General features: G+C 57.0%; 19 protein-coding genes, 2 tRNA genes and 1 pseudogene. 19 read left to right on the top strand and 3 right to left on the bottom strand.

Features of this window, described 5'->3' with window-relative positions; genetic code table 11:
• Positions 1 to 8 precede the first annotated feature (8 nt).
• Positions 9 to 84 (bottom strand) — tRNA-Arg (locus tag LBR61_11885).
• A gap of 388 nt (positions 85 to 472) precedes the next feature.
• Here LBR61_11885 and pyrR point away from each other — a divergent pair.
• The 17 genes and pseudogenes from pyrR (at position 473) to LBR61_11800 (ending at position 18891) form a co-directional block, all read left to right on the top strand.
• Entirely contained in the window at positions 473 to 1036 is a 564-nt protein-coding gene (gene pyrR / locus LBR61_11880; GenBank protein MDR1732781.1) for a bifunctional pyr operon transcriptional regulator/uracil phosphoribosyltransferase PyrR, read from the top strand.
• Positions 1037 to 1147: 111 nt separating this feature from the next.
• Positions 1148 to 2071: an aspartate carbamoyltransferase catalytic subunit gene (locus tag LBR61_11875; GenBank protein MDR1732780.1), complete on the top strand. Its 924-nt coding sequence runs from the start codon at positions 1148 to 1150 to the stop codon at positions 2069 to 2071.
• A 28-nt stretch (positions 2072 to 2099) separates the two neighbouring features.
• Complete coding sequence (locus LBR61_11870; GenBank protein ID MDR1732779.1) at positions 2100 to 3425, top strand: dihydroorotase; 1326 nt, start codon at positions 2100 to 2102, stop codon at positions 3423 to 3425.
• Positions 3422 to 4390 (top strand): orotidine-5'-phosphate decarboxylase, encoded by a 969-nt coding sequence (gene pyrF, locus LBR61_11865; GenBank protein MDR1732778.1) that lies wholly within the window; start codon positions 3422 to 3424, stop codon positions 4388 to 4390. Before LBR61_11870 ends, pyrF begins: the two co-directional genes overlap by 4 nt.
• Positions 4391 to 4406: 16 nt before the next feature.
• Complete coding sequence (pyrE, locus tag LBR61_11860; protein MDR1732777.1) at positions 4407 to 4991, top strand: orotate phosphoribosyltransferase; 585 nt, start codon at positions 4407 to 4409, stop codon at positions 4989 to 4991.
• A gap of 146 nt (positions 4992 to 5137) precedes the next feature.
• Positions 5138 to 5839, top strand: a complete 702-nt coding sequence (locus tag LBR61_11855) for a Bax inhibitor-1/YccA family protein (protein MDR1732776.1) — start codon at positions 5138 to 5140, stop codon at positions 5837 to 5839.
• Positions 5840 to 5977: 138 nt separating this feature from the next.
• Positions 5978 to 6601: a V-type ATP synthase subunit D gene (locus tag LBR61_11850; GenBank protein ID MDR1732775.1), complete on the top strand. Its 624-nt coding sequence runs from the start codon at positions 5978 to 5980 to the stop codon at positions 6599 to 6601.
• A 46-nt stretch (positions 6602 to 6647) separates the two neighbouring features.
• Positions 6648 to 6986, top strand: a complete 339-nt coding sequence (locus LBR61_11845; GenBank protein MDR1732774.1) for a hypothetical protein — start codon at positions 6648 to 6650, stop codon at positions 6984 to 6986.
• The gene (locus LBR61_11840; GenBank protein ID MDR1732773.1) at positions 6986 to 8128 is read left to right on the top strand and encodes a V-type ATPase subunit; all 1143 of its coding nucleotides are present in this window, start codon (positions 6986 to 6988) and stop codon (positions 8126 to 8128) included. The genes LBR61_11845 and LBR61_11840 overlap by 1 nt, the downstream gene beginning before the upstream one ends.
• A gap of 3 nt (positions 8129 to 8131) precedes the next feature.
• Entirely contained in the window at positions 8132 to 10069 is a 1938-nt protein-coding gene (locus LBR61_11835; GenBank protein ID MDR1732772.1) for an ATPase, read from the top strand.
• Positions 10070 to 10206: 137 nt separating this feature from the next.
• Positions 10207 to 10626 carry an ATP synthase subunit C gene (locus LBR61_11830; GenBank protein ID MDR1732771.1) on the top strand — a complete coding sequence of 140 codons (420 nt, stop codon included), beginning with the start codon at positions 10207 to 10209 and terminating at the stop codon, positions 10624 to 10626.
• A 19-nt stretch (positions 10627 to 10645) separates the two neighbouring features.
• A complete protein-coding gene (locus LBR61_11825) occupies positions 10646 to 10957 on the top strand; it encodes a V-type ATP synthase subunit F (GenBank protein MDR1732770.1) in 312 nt (103 codons plus the stop codon).
• Positions 10954 to 11631 carry a hypothetical protein gene (locus LBR61_11820; GenBank protein MDR1732769.1) on the top strand — a complete coding sequence of 226 codons (678 nt, stop codon included), beginning with the start codon at positions 10954 to 10956 and terminating at the stop codon, positions 11629 to 11631. The genes LBR61_11825 and LBR61_11820 overlap by 4 nt, the downstream gene beginning before the upstream one ends.
• Before the next feature lie 45 nt (positions 11632 to 11676).
• The gene (locus tag LBR61_11815; protein ID MDR1732768.1) at positions 11677 to 13530 is read left to right on the top strand and encodes a V-type ATP synthase subunit A; all 1854 of its coding nucleotides are present in this window, start codon (positions 11677 to 11679) and stop codon (positions 13528 to 13530) included.
• Between the two features lie 4 nt (positions 13531 to 13534).
• Entirely contained in the window at positions 13535 to 14992 is a 1458-nt protein-coding gene (locus tag LBR61_11810; protein MDR1732767.1) for a V-type ATP synthase subunit B, read from the top strand.
• Positions 14993 to 15417: 425 nt separating this feature from the next.
• A pseudogene (locus LBR61_11805) lies at positions 15418 to 15834 on the top strand (flagellin).
• 2724 nt (positions 15835 to 18558) lie between these two features.
• Entirely contained in the window at positions 18559 to 18891 is a 333-nt protein-coding gene (locus LBR61_11800) for a hypothetical protein (GenBank protein MDR1732766.1), read from the top strand.
• A gap of 133 nt (positions 18892 to 19024) precedes the next feature.
• Here LBR61_11800 and LBR61_11795 read toward each other — a convergent pair whose 3' ends face one another.
• Together LBR61_11795 and LBR61_11790 are read right to left on the bottom strand one after the other, a co-directional pair.
• Positions 19025 to 19915 (bottom strand): class I SAM-dependent methyltransferase, encoded by an 891-nt coding sequence (locus LBR61_11795; GenBank protein MDR1732765.1) that lies wholly within the window; start codon positions 19913 to 19915, stop codon positions 19025 to 19027.
• 85 nt (positions 19916 to 20000) lie between these two features.
• On the bottom strand, positions 20001 to 20366 hold the full coding sequence (locus LBR61_11790) for a hypothetical protein (protein ID MDR1732764.1): 366 nt from the start codon (positions 20364 to 20366) through the stop codon (positions 20001 to 20003).
• Between the two features lie 206 nt (positions 20367 to 20572).
• Here LBR61_11790 and LBR61_11785 point away from each other — a divergent pair, with 206 nt between their 5' ends.
• Positions 20573 to 21508 (top strand): sel1 repeat family protein, encoded by a 936-nt coding sequence (locus LBR61_11785; protein ID MDR1732763.1) that lies wholly within the window; start codon positions 20573 to 20575, stop codon positions 21506 to 21508.
• 111 nt (positions 21509 to 21619) lie between these two features.
• Positions 21620 to 21697: transfer RNA gene (locus LBR61_11780), tRNA-Pro, on the top strand.
• Positions 21698 to 22226 lie beyond the last annotated feature (529 nt).

Below are 22226 nucleotides of genomic sequence, written 5' to 3'. Positions count from 1 at the left end.
GTCATTACTGGCGCGCCTGGGGCGATTCGAACGCCCGGCCTACGGCTCCGGAGGCCGTCACTCTATCCACTGAGCTACAGGCGCGCGTCAACGGAAACAAATAATACCACAGATTGTCTGATAAAGGAACGTCCCGGGGGCATCCTTTCCTGGCTGAAAATTGCCGGCTGAAAATTGTTGGACAGGGGAGAGGGGTGGTGCTATACTCTCCTGCGGTTGATTCATTGAATGGAATCACCAGGGTAACGAAACTGAAAACGTCCTTTAAATCCAGTCCAGAGAGGCTGGCAAGGGAGTATACAGATAAGAGCGTGAAGCTATGGCTCTGCTGGCCTTGTCTAAAGGACGGCGGGGTTTTTTTTTGCCTTTTTTCTGATTTGCTTTTTTCAGATAGAAGTAGCAAAAATGGAAGCCGCAAAAGCTGTCGATGAAAAGTTAAAAGGAAAAGTTAAAAGTTCGAGGGGGGTTGTGTGTGAAAGAAAAAGCGAAGATTATGGACGCTCAGGCCATGGAGCGCGCGCTGTCCCGTATCGCCCACGAGATCATTGAGAAGAACAAGGGCGTGACGGACGTGGTTCTGATCGGCGTTCAGCGCAGAGGCGTTCCTCTGGCGCAATTGCTGGCGGAAAATATTGAAAAAGCGGAAGGCGTCAAAACTCCCGTGGGAGTTCTGGACATCACTTTTTACCGGGACGACCTTTCTCTGGTGAACGAACATCCCGTCCTGAACGACACGGATATTCCCTTCAACCTTACGGGTCGCGTGGTGATTCTGGTCGATGACGTGCTCTTTACGGGGCGGACCGTTCGCGCCGCCATGGACGCGCTGATGGACAGCGGACGTCCACGGGCCATTCAGCTTGCCGTGCTGGTGGACCGGGGACATCGGGAACTGCCCATACGCGCCGACTACGTGGGGAAGAACGTCCCCACCTCCCGCAGCGAGATGATCGCCGTTCGGATAGCGCCCTTCGAGCCCGTCAACGAGGTTGTGCTGATGGACCTGGAAGGCCAGGGCATGTATGCCAGACCGTAAATGACCGCGGGCAGATTGAGCCCGGGGGAGTCTGTGGGGTCGTCCGGGCCGGGGTTGCGCGAATAACGCGCTCTGTCCTTCTGAGCCTCGATACTGAAAGGAGTTGTTATTTTGGCTCTGTCACGAAAAGATTTACTTGGCCTTCGAGGCGTTTCCGCTGCCGAGATCGCCGAAATCCTGAATACCGCCGATCTGATGAAAGTCATATTGAGTTCCAACAGCAAAAAAACCCCTCATCTGCAGGGGCGGACCATTCTCACCGTCTTTTACGAAAACAGCACCCGCACCCGCCTTTCCTTTGAACTGGCCTCCAAATACATGGGCGCCGTGGCGGCTAACATGTCGGCCTCGGGCTCCAGCGTCGCCAAGGGCGAGTCTCTGGTGGACACGGCCCGAACCCTGGACCGCATGGCCAGCGACGTGCTCATTCTGCGACACCCCATGACGGGCGCTCCGAACCTGATGGCGAAGCACGTCCGCGCCTCCGTCATCAACGCGGGGGACGGAACGAACGAGCATCCCACCCAGGCTCTGCTGGACATGTTTACAATGAAGGAAAAGCTTGGGGGCATTTCGGGACTCAACGTGGCCATCGTCGGCGACGTGTCCCACAGCCGGGTGGCTCGGTCAAACCTCTGGGGGCTGACCACCATGGGGGCGAAGGTCACCTTTGCCGGGCCGCCCACGTTTCTGCCTCCCGAACTGGCGGCCGCGGGCTGTCGGGTTACGGAGTGCGTGGACGACGCCGTACGAGAGGCCGACGTGGTCATGGGCCTGCGCATTCAGCTCGAACGTCAGGAGAAAGGACTTTTCCCGTCCGTGCGGGAATACCATAAACTTTTCGGTTTAACGCCGGAACGGATGGCTCTCGCCAAAAAGGGCGCGCTGGTGATGCACCCGGGGCCCATGAATCGAGGCGTCGAAATTTCGTCGATACTGGCCGACGGAGATCAGTCCGTCATCGACGAGCAGGTAACCAACGGCGTGGCGGTGCGGATGGCTCTGCTTTTCCTGCTTACCCGCCACAACGGATGAAGGGCCGGAACGAGGGAGAACACAACACATGAAAACTTTGATAAAAAACGGAACGCTGGTGACTCCGGAGGGTTTGAGGAAGGATGACATTCTGCTCTCGGAGGGAAAAATCGAAAAAATCGGAAAGGACATCGCCGACGGAGGCGTCGAGGAGGTCTTCGACGCGTCGGAGCTGCTGGTGTCCCCTGGCCTGATCGACCTGCACTGTCACCTGCGGGAGCCAGGCTACGAGTACAAGGAGAACATCGCCTCCGGAACCCGGGCCGCCGCTCATGGGGGGTTCACCTCCGTCTGCTGCATGGCCAACACAAAACCCGTCAACGATACGGCCGCCGTCACGGAGTTCATTCTGTCGAAAGCCCGTCGGGAAGGCGTGGTGCGGGTCTATCCCCTCGGCGCTGCGACGAAGGGGCTGAAGGGCGCGGAGCTGTCGGAGATGGGAGAACTGAAGGAAGCGGGGGTCGTGGCGATTTCCGACGATGGAAAATCCGTCGTCAACGCCGGTCGGATGCGCCTGGTTCTCTGCTACGCGAAGCATTTCGGCCTGCCGGTGGTGAATCATCCTGAAGATCCGGACCTGGTGGGCGACGGCGTCATGAACGAAGGCTACTGGTCCACCGTACTGGGGATGCCGGGGGCCACCCGGGTGGCGGAGGAATCCATCATCGCCCGGGACTGTATGCTGGCGGAGCTGGAAGGAGCTCATCTTCACGTGGCCCATGTATCCACGGCGGGGGGGGCGGAGATTGTACGACAGTTCAAAAAACGCGGAGCGCGCATCACCGCTGAAACGACGCCTCACTATCTTTATGCTTCCGACGCCTGGGTGGCGGGCAGTTCCGGCGAAGCCGCTCCCGACCTGGACGTTTACGACACCAGCACCCGCGTCAATCCTCCCCTGAGAACGGAGGCGGATTCGGCGGCTCTGATAGAGGCTCTGAAGGACGGCACCATCGACTGCATCGCCACAGACCACGCCCCTCATCACCTGGACGATAAAAATGTGGAGTTCGCCCAGGCCGCTTCAGGTATTTCCGGGTTTGAAACGGCCCTTGGAGTCTCCTGGACGGCTCTGGTTCTGCCTGGGCACATGACCCCTGAACAACTGCTCCAAAAGATGACCCGGGACCCCGCGAAAATTTTCTCCCTGCCCGGCGGCGTTCTGGAGGTCGGTCAACCTGCCGACGTAATCCTGATCGATCCCAGGGCCGAGTGGGTCGTGGATGTGGCCGATTTTCTGAGCAAGGGCAAAAACTGCCCGTTCCGCGGCAGAAAACTCACCGGCAAAGTCCTGGCCACATGGGTTGGCGGCAACTGCGTATATAAACAGAAGGAAAACGCGCAGGAAAGATGAAAAACGAAAATATGAAAAACGGGATGACGAGCATCGACCGTCTGATCGAGGCGATAGACGGGACGGGCAATCCCACGGCTCTGGGACTGGACACCCGGATCGAATATCTGCCTCCTTCTCTCCTGCGCTCCGCTTCGGAAGAAAAGTCCGCCGGGAGTACGAAGGAAGTCTGTGACGCCATTCGCGGTTTCAATTATGCCATGATTGACGCGCTGGCCGACATCGTTCCCTGCGTCAAGGTGCAGGTCGCCTGCTACGAAATGCTGGGAGTGCCGGGAATGGAGCTTTTTCGGGACACCCTGGTTCGGGCCCGGCAAAAAGGAATGATCACGATCGCCGATGTCAAGCGCAATGATATTGGTTCCACGGCGGAAGCCTACGCCGCCGCTTATCTTGCGGGAGAAACGGCGCCCTTTCCCGCGGACTTCGCGACGGTCAACCCCTATTTGGGGACGGATGGCGTGGCCCCGTTTCTCGAAGCCTGCCGAAAGCACGGAGGGGGTATTTTCGTTCTGGTTCGCACGTCGAACCCCTCCGCCGGGGAGTTTCAGGACCTGAGCACGGAGGCTGAAAAGGACGAAAAGGCTGAAAATGATGAAAAGCGCCCTCTTTACGAGCGAGTCGGACTGCAGGTGGGTCGATGGGGCGAGGATCTGACGGGACGGCAGGGCTACAGTTCGGTGGGGGCTGTGGTGGGAGCGACCTGGCCCGAAGAGAGCAAAAAACTGAGGACGCTGCTGCCCCGGACGTTTTTCCTGGTTCCTGGCTACGGCGCTCAGGGCGCGACAGCGAAGGACCTGGCCGGCTGCTTCGACGCCAGTGGACGGGGAGCGGTGGTCAACGCCTCCCGCAGCCTTCTCTGCGCTTACAAAAAACGCGGTACGGAGGATTTTGCCTCGGCGGCCCGGGATGAGGCTCTGCGGATGAGAGAGGATTTGCGCGGGGCGATAAGGGAAAAACAGTGAGGGGGAATTTTGTGAGATGAAACAGGAAGAGGCTTTTGAAATTTTTCGGCGGACCGGAGTGATGCAGGAGGGACATTTCAAACTGACTTCGGGACGGCACAGCAACCGTTACATGCAGTGCGCGCGGCTCTTCCAGTATCCGGAGGACAGTATTCGAATCTGTACGGAGATCGCGGAGTTCTTCCGAAAGGAGAAGCCCGATCTGGTGGCCGGCCCCGCCATTGGCGGCATCATCATGGCCTATGAAGTCGCCAGACTGCTTTGCGTGCGCAACATTTTCGCCGAGCGGGAAAACGGCCTCATGACTCTGCGTCGGGGCTTCGACGTTTCAGAAGGCGAACGGGCCCTGGTGGTGGAGGACGTGGTGACCACAGGCGGGTCGGCGGCGGAGGTGATCGACCTTCTGCACGCCCGTGGAGTGAAGGTTCTGGGCGTGGGCTCCGTGGTGGACCGCTCCAACGGGGCCGTCCGGTTCTCTGCCGGAGGAGAGCCGGTTCCCTTCCACGCCGTGACCGTCATGAACGTGGAGTCCTGGGAGGCCGAAAACTGCCCTCTCTGCCGGGAGGGTCTGCCCGTCGTGAAACCAGGCAGCCGCAAATGACCGGGTCGTATTTTTTTATCGGTTCCGATATTGCGCCGGCGCCTGTCTCGTAAAGTGACGGGTAAAGTGATAAAATGTGAAAAAAGAATCCTCGGCAATGGCAGTGAGGATGCAACCACACAAATTATGTGAGGGAGGTGTTTGTCGTGGCGAATCCATCGATTTCTTTTGAAAACGTTCGAGTCGAAGCGATGAACGAATTTTTACGCAGAGTTTATCACTGGATGGCGGCAGGGTTGATTGTCACCGCGGTAATGGCTCATGTGACGGCTTCCAGCCCAACGCTGTTCTGGATGTTTCTCGGTTCCCCGATAAGGATAATCGCTCTGGTTCTGGCGGAGATGGGGCTGGTATTTTTCCTGGGATGGGCCATCAATCGCATCAGCGTGGGGACGGCGATGACACTGTTCCTGCTCTACAGCCTTCTGAACGGAATAACGCTGTCCGTGGTGCTCCTGGTGTACACCCGTGAATCCGTGGCCGGGGCTTTTCTGACGACGGCAGGCATGTTCGGGGCCATGAGCGTTTACGGGCTCTTCACGAAACGGGACCTGACCAGTCTGGGCAGTTTCCTGATCATGGGCGTTTTCGGGCTGCTAATCGCCAGCCTGGTCAACATGTTCATCGGCAGCGGCATGATGACGATGGCGATCAACGTCATGGGCGTTCTGATTTTCCTGGGGCTGACGGCCTGGGACACTCAGCGTTTGCGCCTGCTGGGTGAAAGCGTGGACGTCGAGGGAGACGACGGAGGCCGCAAGCTCGCCCTGTTCGGGGCTTTGCAGCTTTATCTGGACTTCGTCAATATGTTCATTTTCCTGCTGCGAATTTTCGGGAAAAGGCGTTAGAACGGCGACCTCAGAAACGCGGCGGGATCTTTCATAACTGATAAAATAACAGCCTGATAAAATAACAGACGGGTAAGGCATAACTGGCGGGTGCGAAAACAATTTCGCGCCCGTTATTCCAATTTTGGGAGTGGCAAAATGGCTGACAGACTGGCGGCGACGCGGAGTAACATGGCCCGTATTCAGTCCACGCTGAAGCTGGCGCGACGGGGACATGACCTGTTGGAGCAAAAGAGAAAAATCCTCATGAACGAGCTGATGGGCCGTATTCAGGAGGTTAAGGAAGTTCAGGACGGCATACACGCCATTTTTGAGGAAGCCTATTCCAGCCTCCAGATGGCGAATCTTTCCATGGGAATCGAGAACGTGGAAAAAATCGCCTGCACCGTTCCGGAGGAGGTTCGTTTTGTCGTGCGTCTGCGGTCCGTCATGGGGATAGACATTCCGGAGGTGGACCGTCTGGAGCCCAACCTGATGACGGTTTACTCCATGGGGGGCACGATGCCCGGCACATCCTCCGTTCTGGACAACGCCTACGTGAACGCCCGAAAAATCGTGACGCTGATCGCCCGGCTGGCGGAGATCGAAACCAGCGTTTACCGGCTGGCTGTGCAGATACGCAGGACCATGAGGCGCGTGAACTCGCTGGAAAAAGTGTTCATTCCCCGCAGCGAGCGGCAGGTTCGCCAGATCGCCGCGGCCCTCGACGAAAACGAACGCGAGGACCTGACTCGAATTAAACTTTCTTCGGGTGGGCGCTGACGTTGCGGGGAAGAATTTGTGAGGGACCGAACAGGGAGGGATAAAGGTGAAACTGCCGGAGATTCTGGACGCTCTTTTGAAAGCCGAGGACGAGGCGCTGGAGATGAAAAACGCCGCGGAGCTGGAGGCCAGGGAAATTGTCCGGAAAGCCCACGAAAAGTTTGCCCGGGATCAGGAGGCGCGTCTTGCCGCCGCCAGGGAGGAAGCCAGGGCTCAGATGGAATCCGCCCGGCAGGCCGCGGAGATCGACGCGTTGCACGTGGCCGAGCTGGGGCGGAACGGGCGTGAAAAAATGCGAATGCTTTTCGACGAAAAATCTCCTGCTCTGGTCGCTCGACTGGCGGAAGAACTGGCGGTCCGATACGCGGCGCAGGGGCGGCGCTGATGGCCTGCAGCGGCGGACGGATCGCGGAGTCCTCCAAGGCGAGAGCTCGCCGGGGGACCCTTCTCCAGGACGAAGATTATCGCGTTCTGCTGGAACAGCGATCGGTGGGGGATATTGCCGTGGAGCTGAAAAAAACCTCCTACAGCTCCGTTCTGCAGAATTTTTCTCTGGAAACCATGCACCGCACGGAGCTGGAGTTTCTCCTTTTTGCGGCCATTCTGGAGGAGGGGCTTGCCTTTCGCTGGTACATGAGGTCGGAGGATCGGGAAATTCTGGAGCTGTGGTTCCAGTGCTTCGACATAGAATTGTTCAGGAACCACTTTCATTTTCAAATGAAAACAGAGGAGTGGGAACAGTCCGACGTGGCTGAACTGTTTCGTCTGTCGCCGAGTTTCCGGCTGACCCTGATCGATCGGGAAAAACTCTTCGCCAGTACGACGCCGGCGGACCTTCTGGCGGCCATAAAAAAGGAAACTCTGCGCCTGGCGCTGGAAGAAATCCTTCCCGCGGGGGGAGGAACGGGTGACCAGGTGGAGGAGGGGCTGGCGTTTCAGCGGATGGAGTTTTCCGGAGGGATGATTCTCGACCGTTATTACTTCAGCACGCTTTATGCGGCTTCGAGAAAGCTCGCCGGCGTCGAGGGACGCATGATGCAGCTGCTGACGGGGACCCGGGTGGACCTGATGAACCTTTACTGGATCTACCGCAGCCGGCGTTTTTTCAACATGCGCCCGGAGGAGGCCCTGACCCTCATCATGAAGGCCCGATACCGCGCGGATTTCGACCTGCTCACGAAAGCCGCCTTCGCTGAACCCGGGGCCTTCGCCTCCGTTCTGAAGGAAACGCGTTACGGTCAGGTTTTCGACGCCGGAGGCAGGGAAGGGGCTATGAGGGAAGTTCAGATAGAGAAAAACATCTGCCGGTTCCTTCTGGAGATGGCGAATCGGGTGTTCCTGTCCGGGTCTCTGGGATTTCAGAACGTGGCGGCTTACCTGATGCTGAAGGAGTTCGAGGTTCGGGATCTCATCACCATTATCGAGGCCGTGCGGTACGGATTTGAAAGAAAGGGCATGGATGCGCTTCTCATTCACAGGCTGTCCGACGAGGCGTCTTACGCTCCGGCCGGCAAAGAGGTGAATTGAAATATGGCAGTTGTGGGAATGGCAGGAATCTCTTTCGTGGGGCCGAAGGAGGAGATCGAGCGGGTGGGGCTCCGGCTTCTGGAGCGCGGCAATTTCGAGCCCATGTCTCCGGAGATTATGATGGAAGGACGTCCTCTGGGAGCCCGGGTTCGAAGTTTTCGAAGCAACCGTTACGATGCCCTTCTGGACCGGCTGGAAAAACTGTGGATCAGAGCGGGAGCGGCTCTTCCCCGAAAAAGGCTGGAGGGTAAATTCTCTCAGGTTTCCTTCTCCGAGCTGGAGGCCCGGGTCAACGAAATTCTGGAGACGATGAGCTCCTGGCAGCGGGAGACGGAGCGGCTGGAGGAGGAGTACGAGGTCTGGCACGCCATGCTTGAACTCAGCAACGCCCTGCGGGAGACGGGACGCGGCATGAAGAGCCTTGCCAGGGTTCCCTTCGGGGGCTTTGCCGTCGGGACCCTGACCCGGGACAACTGGCGCCGCCTGCTGGAGACCAGCCAGGCTTCCCCCTTTCTGGCCATGCCTCTGATCGAGGAAGAACCCCGCATAACGGCTGTCGTTTTTTATGGCAGCGACTTTCAGGAGGGGATGTCGAAGATCTTCTCGTCGGTTCACATGCGCGTTATCCCCATACAAGCGGAGGACGGCGAGGAGGAGCCGGACGCGACGCGTTACCGTCTGGAGGCGCTGGAGGCGAAGATCGCGAATTACCGGGAGATGCCGGCTCGGTACATCGCGGAAAATCGCCTGGAGCTGGAAAAACTTTACTCCCTGATTTACGCCAAACAGCGTATTTACACCCTGGCCCAGAAACGGGGAGAGCTGACCGACATGACGATTTTGTCGGGGTGGATTCCCCGCATCGACTACGAGGATATTTTTCGCATGGCGGTTCGGGAGGGCCCCCACACCATGATCATGGTAGAATACGGCGACACATTGGCGGAAAGGGGCGTCGAACTGCCGACGCTTCTTCGAAACCTGCCGCTGATCCGGCGTTTTCAGGAGATCGTCCGTCTCTACAGCCTGCCCGCCTACAACGAGCTGGACCCCACCTTCGTGGTGGCTCTGAGCTTTTGCCTGTTTTTTGGTTTTATGTTCGGCGACGTGGGGCACGGGCTTCTTCTGGTGCTGGGAACCTGGTTCATGGAAAAAAAGGGGCTGATGGGGAACGTCTTTTCTTCCGTCCTGAAGATCGCCGGAATGTCGGCCATTTTCTTCGGGCTGCTCTACGGCAGCATCTTCGGCAGCGAGGAGATCCTCACGCCCCTGTGGATTTCTCCCATGAGGGACGTCAACACCCTTCTGCCCGTTTCCGTGGGAGTGGGGGTTCTCTTTCTCACACTGGGGATTTGCTTTCACATACAAAACGCCGCCCGCCACGGGGAGTGGGGAGAGGTCATCTTCAGCCCGGAAGGTCTGGCGGGTCTCCTTTTTTACTGGATGGCCGTGGCTCAGGTCATGGCGGTGTCGCTGGGTTTGTCGGAGATCACCTTCAGCACGAACGTTTTTATCCTCCTTGCGGTGGGCCTGGTGCTGGTCATGATTTTCGGCAACGGCCTCGCCAAATACTTTTTCCACGGGGAAACTGTGGATGAGGGCGGCGTGGTTCATGGGTTCTCGATCTTTCACGCGATGCTGAATTTTGTCAGCAACACGGCCTCCTTCGTGCGTCTGGCGGCCTTTGCCCTGAACCATGTGGGACTCAGCACCGCGGTGTTCATGCTGGCTCAGATGGTGGAGCACGCTCCCGGCGGGCGCATTTATCACGTTTTCGTCCTGCTGCTGGGGCAGATGCTGATTGTGGGGCTGGAGGGTCTGATCGTCTTTATCCAGACCCTGCGTCTCGAATATTACGAGTTCTTTGGAAAATTTTATCAGGGCGGGGGAAGGGAGTTTGCCCCGGTCCTCTGGGAGAAAAAAGACAGCGCGGCGGCCTGAAGCCAGGGAACTGTCCGGCAGCCCGCAGGGGGTTTTTCTGAGGGGGAGATCCGTTCCCCTGAGTTTTAATCAGTTGGCTTAAAGCGAAGTTGGCTTAAAGCGATGCAAGAGTACAGGTTACGAAGGGAGAGGGCTGAATGTTGGGTTTGGTTGTTTTGTGCGGGACAGTGGCCGGAATGATTGGCCTGGGGTACAAAATTACGGTGAGCGGCCACCGGTTCCGCAATCCCCGGCGGGCGGTGGAGGCGGCGATGGCGCTTTCTTTTCTGGCGCTGGGGCTGTCCGGGAGCATGGCTCTGGCCGCTGAAACCTCCGGCGGCGCGGCGACCGCGACGGCAGGCAGCGCGGCGGGGCTGGGCTTTATCGGAGCGGCCCTTTCCACGGGACTGGCCTGCGTGGGCGCGGGGATCGGCGTGGCTTTTGTGGGAGCTGCGGCTTTGGGCGTCGTGGGCGAGAAGCCCGCATTTTTCGGGAAAACACTGATTTATATGGGTCTTGCGGAAGGAATCGCCATCTACGGTCTCGTCATCTCTCTCTTTATTCTGTTCAGGATTTAGCGGGACGATCGACTCAGCCATGAAGGGGTATCTGATCAGCGACAATCATGACACGCTGGTCCTGCTGAAACTGGCGGGAATCAACGGCGTCGTGGTTCACGGGGCGGCAGAGACCGCCAGGGCTTTGAACGAGGCGCTGGCGATGAAGGATCTGGGGATTCTGCTCATGACCGAAAGAGCGGCCGAAACGATCCCGGAGCGGGTGAAGGAAATGCGCTCCGAGGGAGCTCTGCCGCTTCTGATCGAGATTCCGGACAGACACGGTGCGCGGCGCGGCGCGGATTTTCTTTCCCGATACATCCGCGAGGCGATAGGAGTGAAGCTGGAATGACGGAAAAAGACAAAAACCAAAAGAACGAGAGCGGACAGGGCGCAGCCTCCGGAAACGCCATCGTTTACGACGAAAGGAAAAAACTTGCCGAGCTCCGGTCCCTGATTCTGCACAGAGGAGAGACGGAGCGGGAACGCATCATGGAAGAGGCCAGATCTGAGGCGGATCGATGGTTCGAAACCCAGTCCACCCACCTCGACTCCATGGTGAAGAGCATTCGAGCCGACGCGGAAAAACGCTCCCGGGAAATTGCGGCGCGCCATGCCATCGACGCACAGGCCGCCCGGGACCGGGATCGTCTGAGACTGCAGAACGAACTTGTGCTTCAGGCGCTGGGGGAGTTCCAGAAGGCTCTGACGGCTTTTTCCGAGCGTCCGGACTACGCGGAAATTCTGGCGGGAGTGACGGTGGAGGCCTGCGCCGGCGTTCCGGCGGGCGAGACGGTGAATCTGCGCCTTCGGGCGGAGGACGCCGCTTACGGCCCGATTGTGACCGAGGCCGTCAACGCCCTTCTGCCCAACGTCACGGTCCTTTTCGATCCGACCCCCGCCGCCATTCTGGGTGGAGTGTTCCTTTCGTCGGAAGAGGGAAAATGGCGGGTTGCGGCCGACTGGAAATCCAAAGTCGAAGAAATGGCGGATACCGTGGCTAAGGCCGTTTTGGCCGAGCTTTGAGCGAATTTTATGAGTTTAATGTGAGTATAGAGGCAGTGGACGGAGATGATAAAAATCAACGGCAGCGGCGGCAGTGAAACCGCCAATCGGGTGTGCGGCGCAATAACGATGATCAATGGACCCGTCGTCAACGCCACGGGACTTTCCACCTTCGCCATGCGTGAACTTGTGCAGGTGGGTGATCTGAAGCTGACGGGCGAAATTCTTCAGATGAGCGGAGACGACGGGGTTATTCAGGTTTACGAAGATACGGGCGGTCTTCGGGTGGGAGAGCCCGTCAGAGGACTGGGACGCCCTCTTTCCATCTGTCTTGGGCCGGGACTGATCGGCCACATTATCGACGGTATTGGACGCCCTCTGGATCGCCTCGTGGAAAAGGAAGGGTTTTTTCTGGATCGCGGCACGAACCTGGACCCCATTGACATGGATCACTCCTGGGAGGTGACGCCTGTCTGCAAGGTGGGCGATTCGGTTTCCCAGGGCATGACCCTGGCTGTGGTGAAAGAGACGGACCTGATCGAGAATCGGGTTCTCGTCCCCGGAGGCTTGAAGGGCGAGATCGAGTTTATCATGCCCCGGGGATTTCATAAAACCTCCGAGGTGGTGGCGCGAGTCAAATGTGAAGACGGAAGCGTCGTGCCGGTGTACATGTACCACTACTGGCCCGTGCGCAGGCCTCATCTCTACAAAGAGCGCCTGCTGCCGGACGAACCCCTGATCACGGGGCAGAGGGTGATCGACGGACTGTTTCCCATATCCAAGGGGGGAGTGGCCGCGATTCCCGGGGGGTTTGGGACGGGCAAAACCGTGACTCAGCACCAGCTGGCGAAATGGAGCGACGCGAAGATCGTGGTCTACATCGGATGCGGCGAACGGGGCAACGAAATGACTCAGGTGCTGGAAGAATTTCCGTCGCTGGAGGACCCTTACTCCAAAAAACCTCTGATGCAGCGGACCATCCTCATCGCGAACACCTCCAACATGCCGGTGGCGGCCCGGGAGGCCAGCATTTACACGGGCATAACGATCGCGGAGTATTATCGCGACATGGGCTACGACGTGGCGATGATGGCCGATTCCACCAGCCGCTGGGCGGAGGCGCTGCGCGAACTTTCAGGGCGTCTCGGAGAAATTCCGGCGGAGGAGGGCTTTCCCGCCTACCTGGCCACGCGGCTGTCCGAGTTTTACGAGCGGGCGGGCAAGGTTCGCACCTTTGGCGACAAAACGGCGAGCATCTCCGTTATTGGAGCGGTTTCTCCCGCAGGAGGGGACTTCACCGAACCCGTCACCCGTCACACGAAGCGTTTTATCCGCTGTTTCTGGGCGCTGGACGCCTCTCTGGCCCACGCGCGGCACTTCCCGGCCATCAGCTGGATGGATTCCTACAGCGAATACGCGGACGAGGTGAAGGAATGGTACCACAGCCACGTGGACCCGGAGTGGGCCGCGCTGCGGGAGGAGACCCGGGCCATGCTGGCGGAGGACGATGCCGTTCAGCAGACGATTCGCCTGGTGGGGGAGGATGTTCTGCCCGACGGCCAGCGTCTGGTGGCTCTGACGGCTTCTTTGCTGAAAAACGCCTACCTGCAGCAGAACTCCTTCACCGACGACTCGTTCTGCCCGCCTGAGAAGGGCGTTCGCATCATGCGGATGATTCTGGATTTCCATAAACAGGCGAAACAGCTGGTGGCTGAAGGATGCCCGCTGTCCCTGATTCGAAAGATGAAGGAACTTTTGGAGCTGACCCACGTTCGCGAAATTGCCGCCGACGACGTCGCGGCCTTCGAGGACCTGAGCAAACGCCTGAAGGAACGCCTCGAAGTGATCGGCAGGGATCGCCTGGCCCGGGAACGGGAAGAACAGGGAACGCAGGAACGATCCGCCGGAGATGGAGAGTGAGAAGATGACCCTCAGAGAATACACCGGAATCGAAAAAATCAATGGGCCTGTGGTGATCCTGAAGGGGATCGAGGGCGTCGCTTACGACGAGGTCGTAGAAGTGCTGATGGACGATGGTTCCGTTCGTTTGGGACGCGCCATCATGGTGGGAAAAGATGCCCTCATGGTGCAGATTTTTTCCGGGACGGACGGTCTGGTTCCCGCTACAACCCGGGTTCGTTTCACCGGCCATCCTCTGGAAGTCACCCTTTCCCCCTCCATTCTGGGTCGGACCTTCGACGGCTTGGGCCGGCCTCTGGACGGCAACGGCCCCGTCTACAGCGACATCAGGCGCAACATCAACGGAGCACCCATAAACCCCATGGCGCGCGTCTATCCCAGAGATTTCATCAACACGGGTTTTTCGACCATCGACGTTTTGATGACGCTGATTCGAGGTCAGAAACTGCCGATTTTTTCGGGCAACGGCCTGCCTCACAATCAGCTCGCCATTCAGATCGCGTCTCAGGCGCGGCTCTTAAAGGAAGAAAATTTTGCGGTGGTCTTTGCCGGAGTGGGAATCAAGCACGACGACGCGGCGGCGTTCACGGCCAGCCTTTCGCGTCGGGGCTCGAACCTCGTTCTGTTTCAGAACCTGGCGGACGATCCCGTCATTGAGCGCATCGCCACGCCCCGTTACGCTCTGACCGCGGCGGAATATCTGGCCTTCGACCTGGGAATGCACGTTCTGGTCATCATTACGGACATCACCAGTTACTGCGAAGCCCTGAGGGAACTTTCCGTCTCCCGTGGGGAAATCCCCAGCCGCAAGGGCTATCCCTCCTATCTCTACAGCGATTTGGCCTCCCTTTACGAGCGGGCGGGGGTAATTCGGGGCAAGGCTGGAAGCATCACGTTTCTCCCGATTTTGACCATGCCCAACGACGACATCACCAACCCCGTGCCGGATCAGACGGGTTTCATCACGGAAGGGCAGATCGTTCTGTCCAGAGATCTGGACGCCCGGGGCATCTATCCTCCCATCGACCCCCTGCCCAGTCTGTCGCGCCTGATGAAGGACGGCATTGGGAAGGGGTACACCCGGGAAGATCATCCCAGCGTGTCGAGTCAGCTTTTTGCCAGTTACAGCCGCGTGCAGGAGGTCCGGGCGCTCTCCGAGGTGGTGGGCGCCGACGAACTGGGGGACGAGGACAAGGCCTTTCTCGCTTTCGGCGAGGCTTTTGAGAAAACCTATATCAGCCAGGCCCGGGACGAGGATCGGGACATCGGGCAGTCTCTGGACATGTCCTGGCGTCTGCTGGCGAAGCTGCCGGAAAGCGCCCTGAACCGCATTTCCCTGGAGGACATGGAGAAGTACATTCGTCCCAGCCAAAACATGGATCGCAAAAAAAGTCCGGACACGGTCAAAACCGCCCCGGCGGAAAAAAACAGCACCGAAACAGAAAAGGGCCAACATCTCTAAAATAACGCGGGGGCGGTCCTGGGCCGCCCTTTTTGCGTTTCAGACGGGTATTGCCTTCCTGCTTTTCAACAGTCATTTTTGATTCCCATCTAAAATAATCTAAACAATTTATAGTTCGTGTGACAGTGTATGTAAATTTTTATTAATCTAGATATACAAATACTATTTGGATTTTATTTTTAGAAATTAAGTATTTTTAGCGTGTTTATTACTGTGTATTATTTTTAGGTTTGATTTTATAGTTCCTCATGCAAATATTGATCGTGGGCGCTTGAAACAGGAGAATTTTCTTCGCCTTTGATGATTTTGCCGTGTTGTGGTCTTTCCGGAAACTGAAAAAATCAGGAACGGAAAAGACAAGGATTGTCTGAGGAGTTTTTTTAATGCGGGGCAGGGACGTCTCGCAGACAGGAGGTCAATATACTATGAGGATTTATCACAACATACCGGCGCTTTATGCGTACAACGCGTTAAGCAAGACGAACTCGGCGCTTCAGAAATCGATTCAGACCCTGTCATCGGGACTGCGGATCAACTCCGCGGCGGACGACGCGGCGGGACTGGCCATTTCCGAGAAGATGCGTTCTCAGATTAAAGGCCTGAACGTGGCGATCCGCAACGCGCAGGACGGCGTGTCCATGCTGCAGACAGCGGAGGGCGCTATCAACGAAACCCACAGCATTCTCCAGCGTATGAGGGAACTGGCGGTGCAGGCGGCCAATGACACCCTCACCCAGCAGGACCGACAGTACATTCAGCTCGAAATCGATCAGTTGAAGGAAGAAGTCAGCCGTATCGCCACGGCGACTCAGTTCAACAAAAAGCGTCTGCTCGATGGCAGTTCCGCGGCCCTGTGGTCGTCGAACGATCTTTCGACGAAGGCCTACGTCAGAGGTTCCCTGCGTCAGGTGGACCAGTTTGGACAAAAGGCGGCCTTCGAGGGCAACTTCAAAATCATGGTCAACGCCACTCCTGGCCAGGCCGAAGCCCTGAAGACCGACATTTTTACCATCAAGCACAAAAATGTCGTCATGAACGCCAGCATCAATTCTCAGGCGGGAGTGTCAGCCGTCAGGGTGGACAATCTTCCGGCGGGCAATTATCGGGTGAATATGGACGGCCCTTCCGACAGCTCCGCCTTCAGCCTGGACAGCAGCAGGAGCGTCACGGCAAAGTATCTGGCGGAGAACCTGAAACTGGATCTCGGCAACTACAGCAGTGACGCCGGAACGAATCTCACGGCGGAAGTGGACAGCATCTCCGCCAGTCAGGTGACGATTAAACTCTCGGGTACGGTTGGGAGCAATGCGGTTTCGGGAAACCTCGTATTCAACATGGCTGACGGTTCGCTGGACACCACGCCCGCAAGCTCGACCGCGATAGCGACGCTCAATGGTTTGGGCATCACTCTCGGCGGCACGAAATTCAATGGCCCGATCGATGTGAACAGGTTAAGTCAGGGGACGAGCGTCGGATTTGACGTTTCCTCAGGAGGCACTTTTGCCCTGACGGGCGGCCCTGCCGCGTCGAACGTACAGGGTCCCGGAAATTGGGCAGGTTTTGACATCGGGGCCAACGGAAGCGACCCCAAAACAGACGCCGACCTCCGCGCTCTTCTGGACGTCATGAGAGCCGAAGGAGTGAGCGCCTATACGATCGAAACCACGGTTACCGCAACGGATGCGGCCGCGGCCGACTTCACCCTGACGATCGGGGGGCAGACCTTTACAGGTTCAGGCGCCGCCAGTGCCAATGGAACGGTGACCCTCACCAACGCCTCCACCGGCGCTCAGCTCAATATCAGGGTGACACAGCCCACTGTGGCGACGGGAATCAACACCGGCAGTACATGGAGCAAAACTTATACGCTGGGCTCGACGGCAGGGGCGGCGACCATCAGCCCGGCCCTCTCGGTCAATGATTACAAGGCAGGAGTGATTTTCGAGCCGGATGCCTCGACGCCGATTCCCGGCAATCACGACATCGTCCTGAAGGTCAACAGTGTAAACACGGTGGCGGGTACGGTCACATTCGACGTCTTCGTGGATGGAGTGGCGGGTTCGACTCCCACCATCACTCTTGGAGCAACGGCCGCCGGAACGCCCTTCTCTCTTACCATTGCCGGACAGACGGTCAATTTCTCCACGGCCCGGCTGGACGGTCTGGATCTGAGCAAAGTACGGCCCGGCGACACGATTTATTACAGCACCGCGCCGAAATCCTCCACTGCGCAGGTGGGCTATTACGGTTCTCTTCCCGAGAGCGACTGGAACGACGGAGACAACGGCGTCGTGTTCAGAGCCGATGACGATACGGACGTGAACGCCAGCGTGCTTCTCGAAGTGACGGCGGTAGACACCACCTCCGGGGCCGTAACCTTCCGCGCCACGTCGTCGGTGCTGAAAAAGGACGGGACCGTTCAGAACTACGTGGAGAACAATATCGTTTTCCATCTGAACGACCTTGAGCAGTCCGGTTCGTCCATCGACCTGGGGTTCGGCTTCACCTACGGTCTGGGTAAAAATATTTCCCTGGATGACGTCAAAAAAATCAGGGTGGGCAATAAAGTGGTTTATAACGTCACCGCCAAAGCGGACCCCGCGATGCCCTCGACCGCGGACACGGTAGTCACGATAGATGGCGACCAGAACGCGGAGTGGGATTACAATTGGATCACCCCCACGGAGAATGGTGTAACGAAACGGCCTCTTCACTATGCGCTTCAGTCCGCTGACGTCAAAGGCAAGGAGGTTCACTTCCGCAACTTCTACCTGAACTCCTACAACGGAACCTACTACGAGGGAGACGTGGTTTTGACTCTGACGGAGAACTTCAGAAAACCGATTTCCGGCGTCAGCCTTTCCTCTTTCGAAGCCGCGTATGTCGGACAGACGGCAAAATCGGACGTGCAGCTGAGAGACATCGATAAATTCTGGAATCCCCAGGGCGTTTTTATGTTGAACGATCCTCAGACCATCACCATTTCTCAGGGGAACGGCAAAAACACCTCTGTGACGCTTTATTCCACGGACACCCTTTCCGAGCTGCGAAAGAAGCTGAACGACGCCATCGCTACGGGGCTGGAACAGGGACAGTACGCGACCACCGGCGCATCGCAGTTTGTGACTTTTGTGGAGGATCCGGTTCCCAATACCCTGGAGTCCGTGGCGGGGACGTTCATCATTCGCTCCATGGTGGCGGGCAACGACGGAAAGCTCACCTTCGCCGGAGATGAGGACCTTATCAACGCCCTGTCTCTGAACGTGGTGCAGGCAGCGAAGGAAAATTCTTTCAGCGTTTCCGTTTACGATGCTCATAACGCTTCGATCATTGCCAGCGACGTGAAAGTTTCCGGCAATCTTCTGGTGGGAGTTATACATCCCAACGTGGATGTGGAGTTCGACCCCATGGCGAACATTAAAGCCGTGTGGAACGACGCGAGTCGCGGGTTTCTTTTGACGAAGGAGCCCAAACCCTATGAGACCACCCTGCATCTTGTGGATAACAGCACGGTTTACCAGGTGGGGGCCAACGAAGGCGACGACGTGACGGTGGACATCGGAAACATGTCCGCGGAGGCGCTGGGAATCAATCGGGTTATCGTCACGGACCACACCTCGGCGGGACGCGCTATTACAATTCTGGACTCCGCGATCAGCAAGGTTTCCTCTCAGCGGGCCAGGATCGGCGCCTATGAGAACTCCCTTGAGCACACCGTTACGAATCTGAGAACCACGAGCACGAATTTGACGGAGGCGGAGAGCCGCATCCGAGACGCGGATATGTCAGAGGAGATGTTGAACTTTACGCGTCTGCAGATTCTTTCCCAGTCGGGAACGGCGATGCTGGCCCAGGCGAACCAGCTGCCTCAGTCGATTCTGAGCCTGATCCGCGGCTAGTGTCAAAACACCTGTTCTCAGGTAATGCTTTTAAGTAAATCGGAAGTAATTTGATCTAATCAGCGTTTTCGAGACTTCGATACACGCAGTAAACACTAAATCTCAAAAGAGGCCGTCTCCAAAAGCGGCCTCTTTATTTTCTCCCCCAGGAGATAATGAAGGAAGGGGAGTGGACGATGGAGGCGGTTTCCCTGTTTTGCGTCAGATATTCCGCCATTTTCACTTTGGACTCGTATTGCTGTCGGGCTTCCTCGTCGGTGAGACCTTTCTTCTTCAGGGCGGCGATATAAAAGTCTCGATTTTTCGGAATTTGTGTTCTGGCGCCGGAAAAGAACCCTTCGACCTGGCGCTGGTGAGTTTCTGGATTCAGGGGGTCGACGAATCTCACGCAGTCGTTCATTCGAACGTTAACATCCTTCAGACCGATCCGGCGCATGAGTACGGGGAGTTTCAGACCGATACGCCTGTCCGGTTCGCCATGCAGCACCTCGTTTCGCCAGATTTTTTCGAGAGCATCGAAATTGTACAGGTTCTCGAAACCGAATCCGTCGATGAAAAGAGCCGCGTTCGTAAGGTGCCAGTCCACTTCGATACAGACCATCAAGCCCTTTTCATCGAGGGAATCCCGCATTTTCATCAGGATTTTCCCAGGGTCCGGCATGTGCATCAGCAACGCCTGACAGATGGCCAGATCACAGGACGACTCAGGCTCGAAATTTTCCAGATCGGCCTCAATGAAACGAAATTCGAACTCCGCTCCCGCAAGGGCGTTTTTCGCCTCTTCAAGCGCCCCTGCCGCCCTGTCCACTCCGGTGTAGCTGCTGCCCCGAGGCAGAAGGGGCATGAAGAGCGCGCCCAAAAACCCTGTGCCGCAGCCAAAATCGATGACGCGAACCGGCTCCGTAATTTTCCAGACTCTTTCCACGAGGAACTGAGCGTAATCTTCGTTCCAGAGGGTCTTTCTCGATCGATCCAGAAAGCGGATTCTCTCGTTCCAGTTCTTGTCCGCACCCATAATCGTCATCCTTTCCGATTGCCGCCTCCATAAAACGAACGCCGCTGGTTGGCGGCGCGCCGCAAAAAATCGGAAGTTTTTTCCGTCGGGACAGTTATTTTTTGTTCAGTATTCCCGCGAAAGACTGCTGCACGATTTTGCCGTTTCGTATAATGAAGGTGTCTGTGCCAAAGGGGACGTCGTAAAGTTCGGATTCGGCCTTCCACACGGTGTAGGCGATTTCGTCGCAGATATACCGTTTCAGAGACACGTACTTCGAGTTGCCCGGAAGACAGTTTTCCATGGAATCTCTGAAAAAGGTACTGATTTCGTCGAGTCCCTTCACGGGACCGTTGGGGGTGACGATAACCGATGCTTCACAGTAATCTTTCATTGTTTCCTCCAGGTTTGCGGCCTGGCAATATTGAAGATGGTGCTCCAGCACTTCCTGAGTGGTCCTGTCGCTCGGATTCTTTTCCAAGGCAAACGCTCCTTTCCTGATGCCGGATATGGGATGTTCAGTCTGTCATTGTGAGGATTTTCACTCCATATTCTGACTTACCCCATGAGAAATTGTCAAGGTCGCCAAAAATTTTGTCGCCTCCAGGGCGACCATTGCTGCGGGCCTCAGCGCTATCCTTATTTCATGAAAACAAAAAGCCATCGAAAGGAGACAATCATCTCAGCATGAAGACGAAAAAACGGGTTGCAAATCTGAATCAGGAAGCGACAAATGAAGATCGGGCTGACGACCTGACCGCGGAAGACCTCGGGAAAATGGCGGAAAAACTGCAGATCGACGCCGAGCAGGGAATAGCCGAAGCTCAATACTGTTTGGCCTCCCTGCACTTAAATCAGGCCGTTCAGTGGTTTCACAAAGCCGCCGAACAGGGGTACACGGACGCCCAGCGGGCATTGGCTGTCATGTATCACAACGGAGTGGGTGTGGAGCTGGATCCGAAGCAGGCTGCGGAGTGGTATCGTAAAGCCGCGGAGAAGGGAGACCTCGCTTCGCGGACGAACCTGGGCATTATGTATAAAGAAGGGGAAGGAGTCGACTGCGATTCTCAGGAAGCCTCGGAACTGCTGGGCGAAGCCTTCGAAGACCTTTTCGCGGCGGCGGAAGGTGGAGATGTTTGCGCCCAGGTCAATTTGGGTTTGATGTACGCCACGGGAACGGGAGTCGAACAAAATTCGGCGGAGGCTGAAATGTGGCTTCTCAGAGCCGTGGATCAGGGTAATGTCGAAGCGCTGAACAACCTGGGCCTGATGTACAGAAACGGCGATGGCGTGGAACGAGACGCCCGGAAAGCCGCCGGGTATTTCCGTCGGGCGGCAGAGCAGGGATTTGCGCCCTCCATGAATCACCTGGCCCTGTTGTCTTTGACGGGCGATGGCGTGGAACGGGACGAGAAGATAGCTCTGGCCCTGTTGAATGAAGCCGCCAGACTGGGGGATCCGGACGCGCAGTACAACCTGGGCGCTTGCTTCTGCAACGGCGACATCGTCCGAAAGGACTTCAAAAAAGCCCGGAAATGGCTTCGTAAGGCGGCTGAACAGGGACAGGAGAGCGCGTTGAACCTTTTGAGCCTGGTGGAGGCATCGTTAAAACTGAAGGCATGAAGTTGAGGGAAATTCAGAAAACAGGAGAGAACTCCAGGAATGTCCGCGAATCGTCGAGAGCAGGAGGTCCTTGACCTTTGGCGAAAATACGGTAAAATAAATCCCTGTGTTCGGGACGTAGCGCAGTCTGGCTAGCGCATCTGCATGGGGTGCAGGGGGTCGGAGGTTCGAATCCTCTCGTCCCGACCATACAAAGAAAATAAGGTTAAGGAAAAAATAAAAAACCTCCGCGATGAACGGGGGTTTTGTTTTTTATATACTCCTGTATGCTCGCAGAAAATGAAAAACGGAGTGCCTCATGCGCCTTCTGTCTTGGGCATAACGTCCGTAACGACCTCCGCTTGATAAAAATTCGCTCTCGTCACGGGAAGCCCTCTCCCCGGACTCCGACTCTAACATCGGATCGGATAAGTTAGATGACACTGTGGCGGGAACCCGAGGTCCCGCTCAACGCCCTCAATTCCCTGCGCATCCCGGAAAACCGTTAGACCGGGCCCAGGCCGGAAAGAGCCTACCGAAAGAGCGAAGTAAAGATACTTTAGCATGGGAAAATAGAACCCGCAAGGGATAAAAAATATTGATGAAAAATATCGAAGGGTCTTACAGGCGGAAGTTTGGCTTTCTGAAAAAGGGTGATTTTTATATTTTTGCCGATCTTCCCGTTCCGGAGCGAGGCCGGAGGTCTGTATAATGAGTGGCAGTGCAACTGGGACGGGGA

The sequence above is a fragment of the Synergistaceae bacterium genome (assembly GCA_031272035.1).
GTDB lineage: Bacteria > Synergistota > Synergistia > Synergistales > Aminobacteriaceae > JAISSA01.
This window is presented reverse-complemented; position numbering and strand designations above follow the sequence as displayed.

Bases quoted from the DNA above. Each gene is read 5' to 3' on its own strand.
- LBR61_11870 (MDR1732779.1), top strand. From the start codon at position 2,100: ATGAAAACTTTGATAAAAAACGGAACGCTGGTGACTCCGGAGGGTTTG.
- LBR61_11825 (MDR1732770.1), top strand. From the start codon at position 10,646: ATGAAGGGGTATCTGATCAGCGACAATCATGACACGCTGGTCCTGCTG.
- LBR61_11830 (MDR1732771.1), top strand. From the start codon at position 10,207: ATGTTGGGTTTGGTTGTTTTGTGCGGGACAGTGGCCGGAATGATTGGC.
- LBR61_11840 (MDR1732773.1), top strand. From the start codon at position 6,986: ATGGCCTGCAGCGGCGGACGGATCGCGGAGTCCTCCAAGGCGAGAGCT.
- LBR61_11810 (MDR1732767.1), top strand. From the start codon at position 13,535: ATGACCCTCAGAGAATACACCGGAATCGAAAAAATCAATGGGCCTGTG.
- LBR61_11815 (MDR1732768.1), top strand. From the start codon at position 11,677: ATGATAAAAATCAACGGCAGCGGCGGCAGTGAAACCGCCAATCGGGTG.
- LBR61_11820 (MDR1732769.1), top strand. From the start codon at position 10,954: ATGACGGAAAAAGACAAAAACCAAAAGAACGAGAGCGGACAGGGCGCA.
- LBR61_11785 (MDR1732763.1), top strand. From the start codon at position 20,573: ATGAAGACGAAAAAACGGGTTGCAAATCTGAATCAGGAAGCGACAAAT.
- LBR61_11795 (MDR1732765.1), bottom strand. From the start codon at position 19,915: ATGACGATTATGGGTGCGGACAAGAACTGGAACGAGAGAATCCGCTTT.
- LBR61_11835 (MDR1732772.1), top strand. From the start codon at position 8,132: ATGGCAGTTGTGGGAATGGCAGGAATCTCTTTCGTGGGGCCGAAGGAG.
- LBR61_11850 (MDR1732775.1), top strand. From the start codon at position 5,978: ATGGCTGACAGACTGGCGGCGACGCGGAGTAACATGGCCCGTATTCAG.
- LBR61_11800 (MDR1732766.1), top strand. From the start codon at position 18,559: ATGTCCGCGGAGGCGCTGGGAATCAATCGGGTTATCGTCACGGACCAC.
- pyrE (MDR1732777.1), top strand. From the start codon at position 4,407: ATGAAACAGGAAGAGGCTTTTGAAATTTTTCGGCGGACCGGAGTGATG.
- pyrF (MDR1732778.1), top strand. From the start codon at position 3,422: ATGAAAAACGAAAATATGAAAAACGGGATGACGAGCATCGACCGTCTG.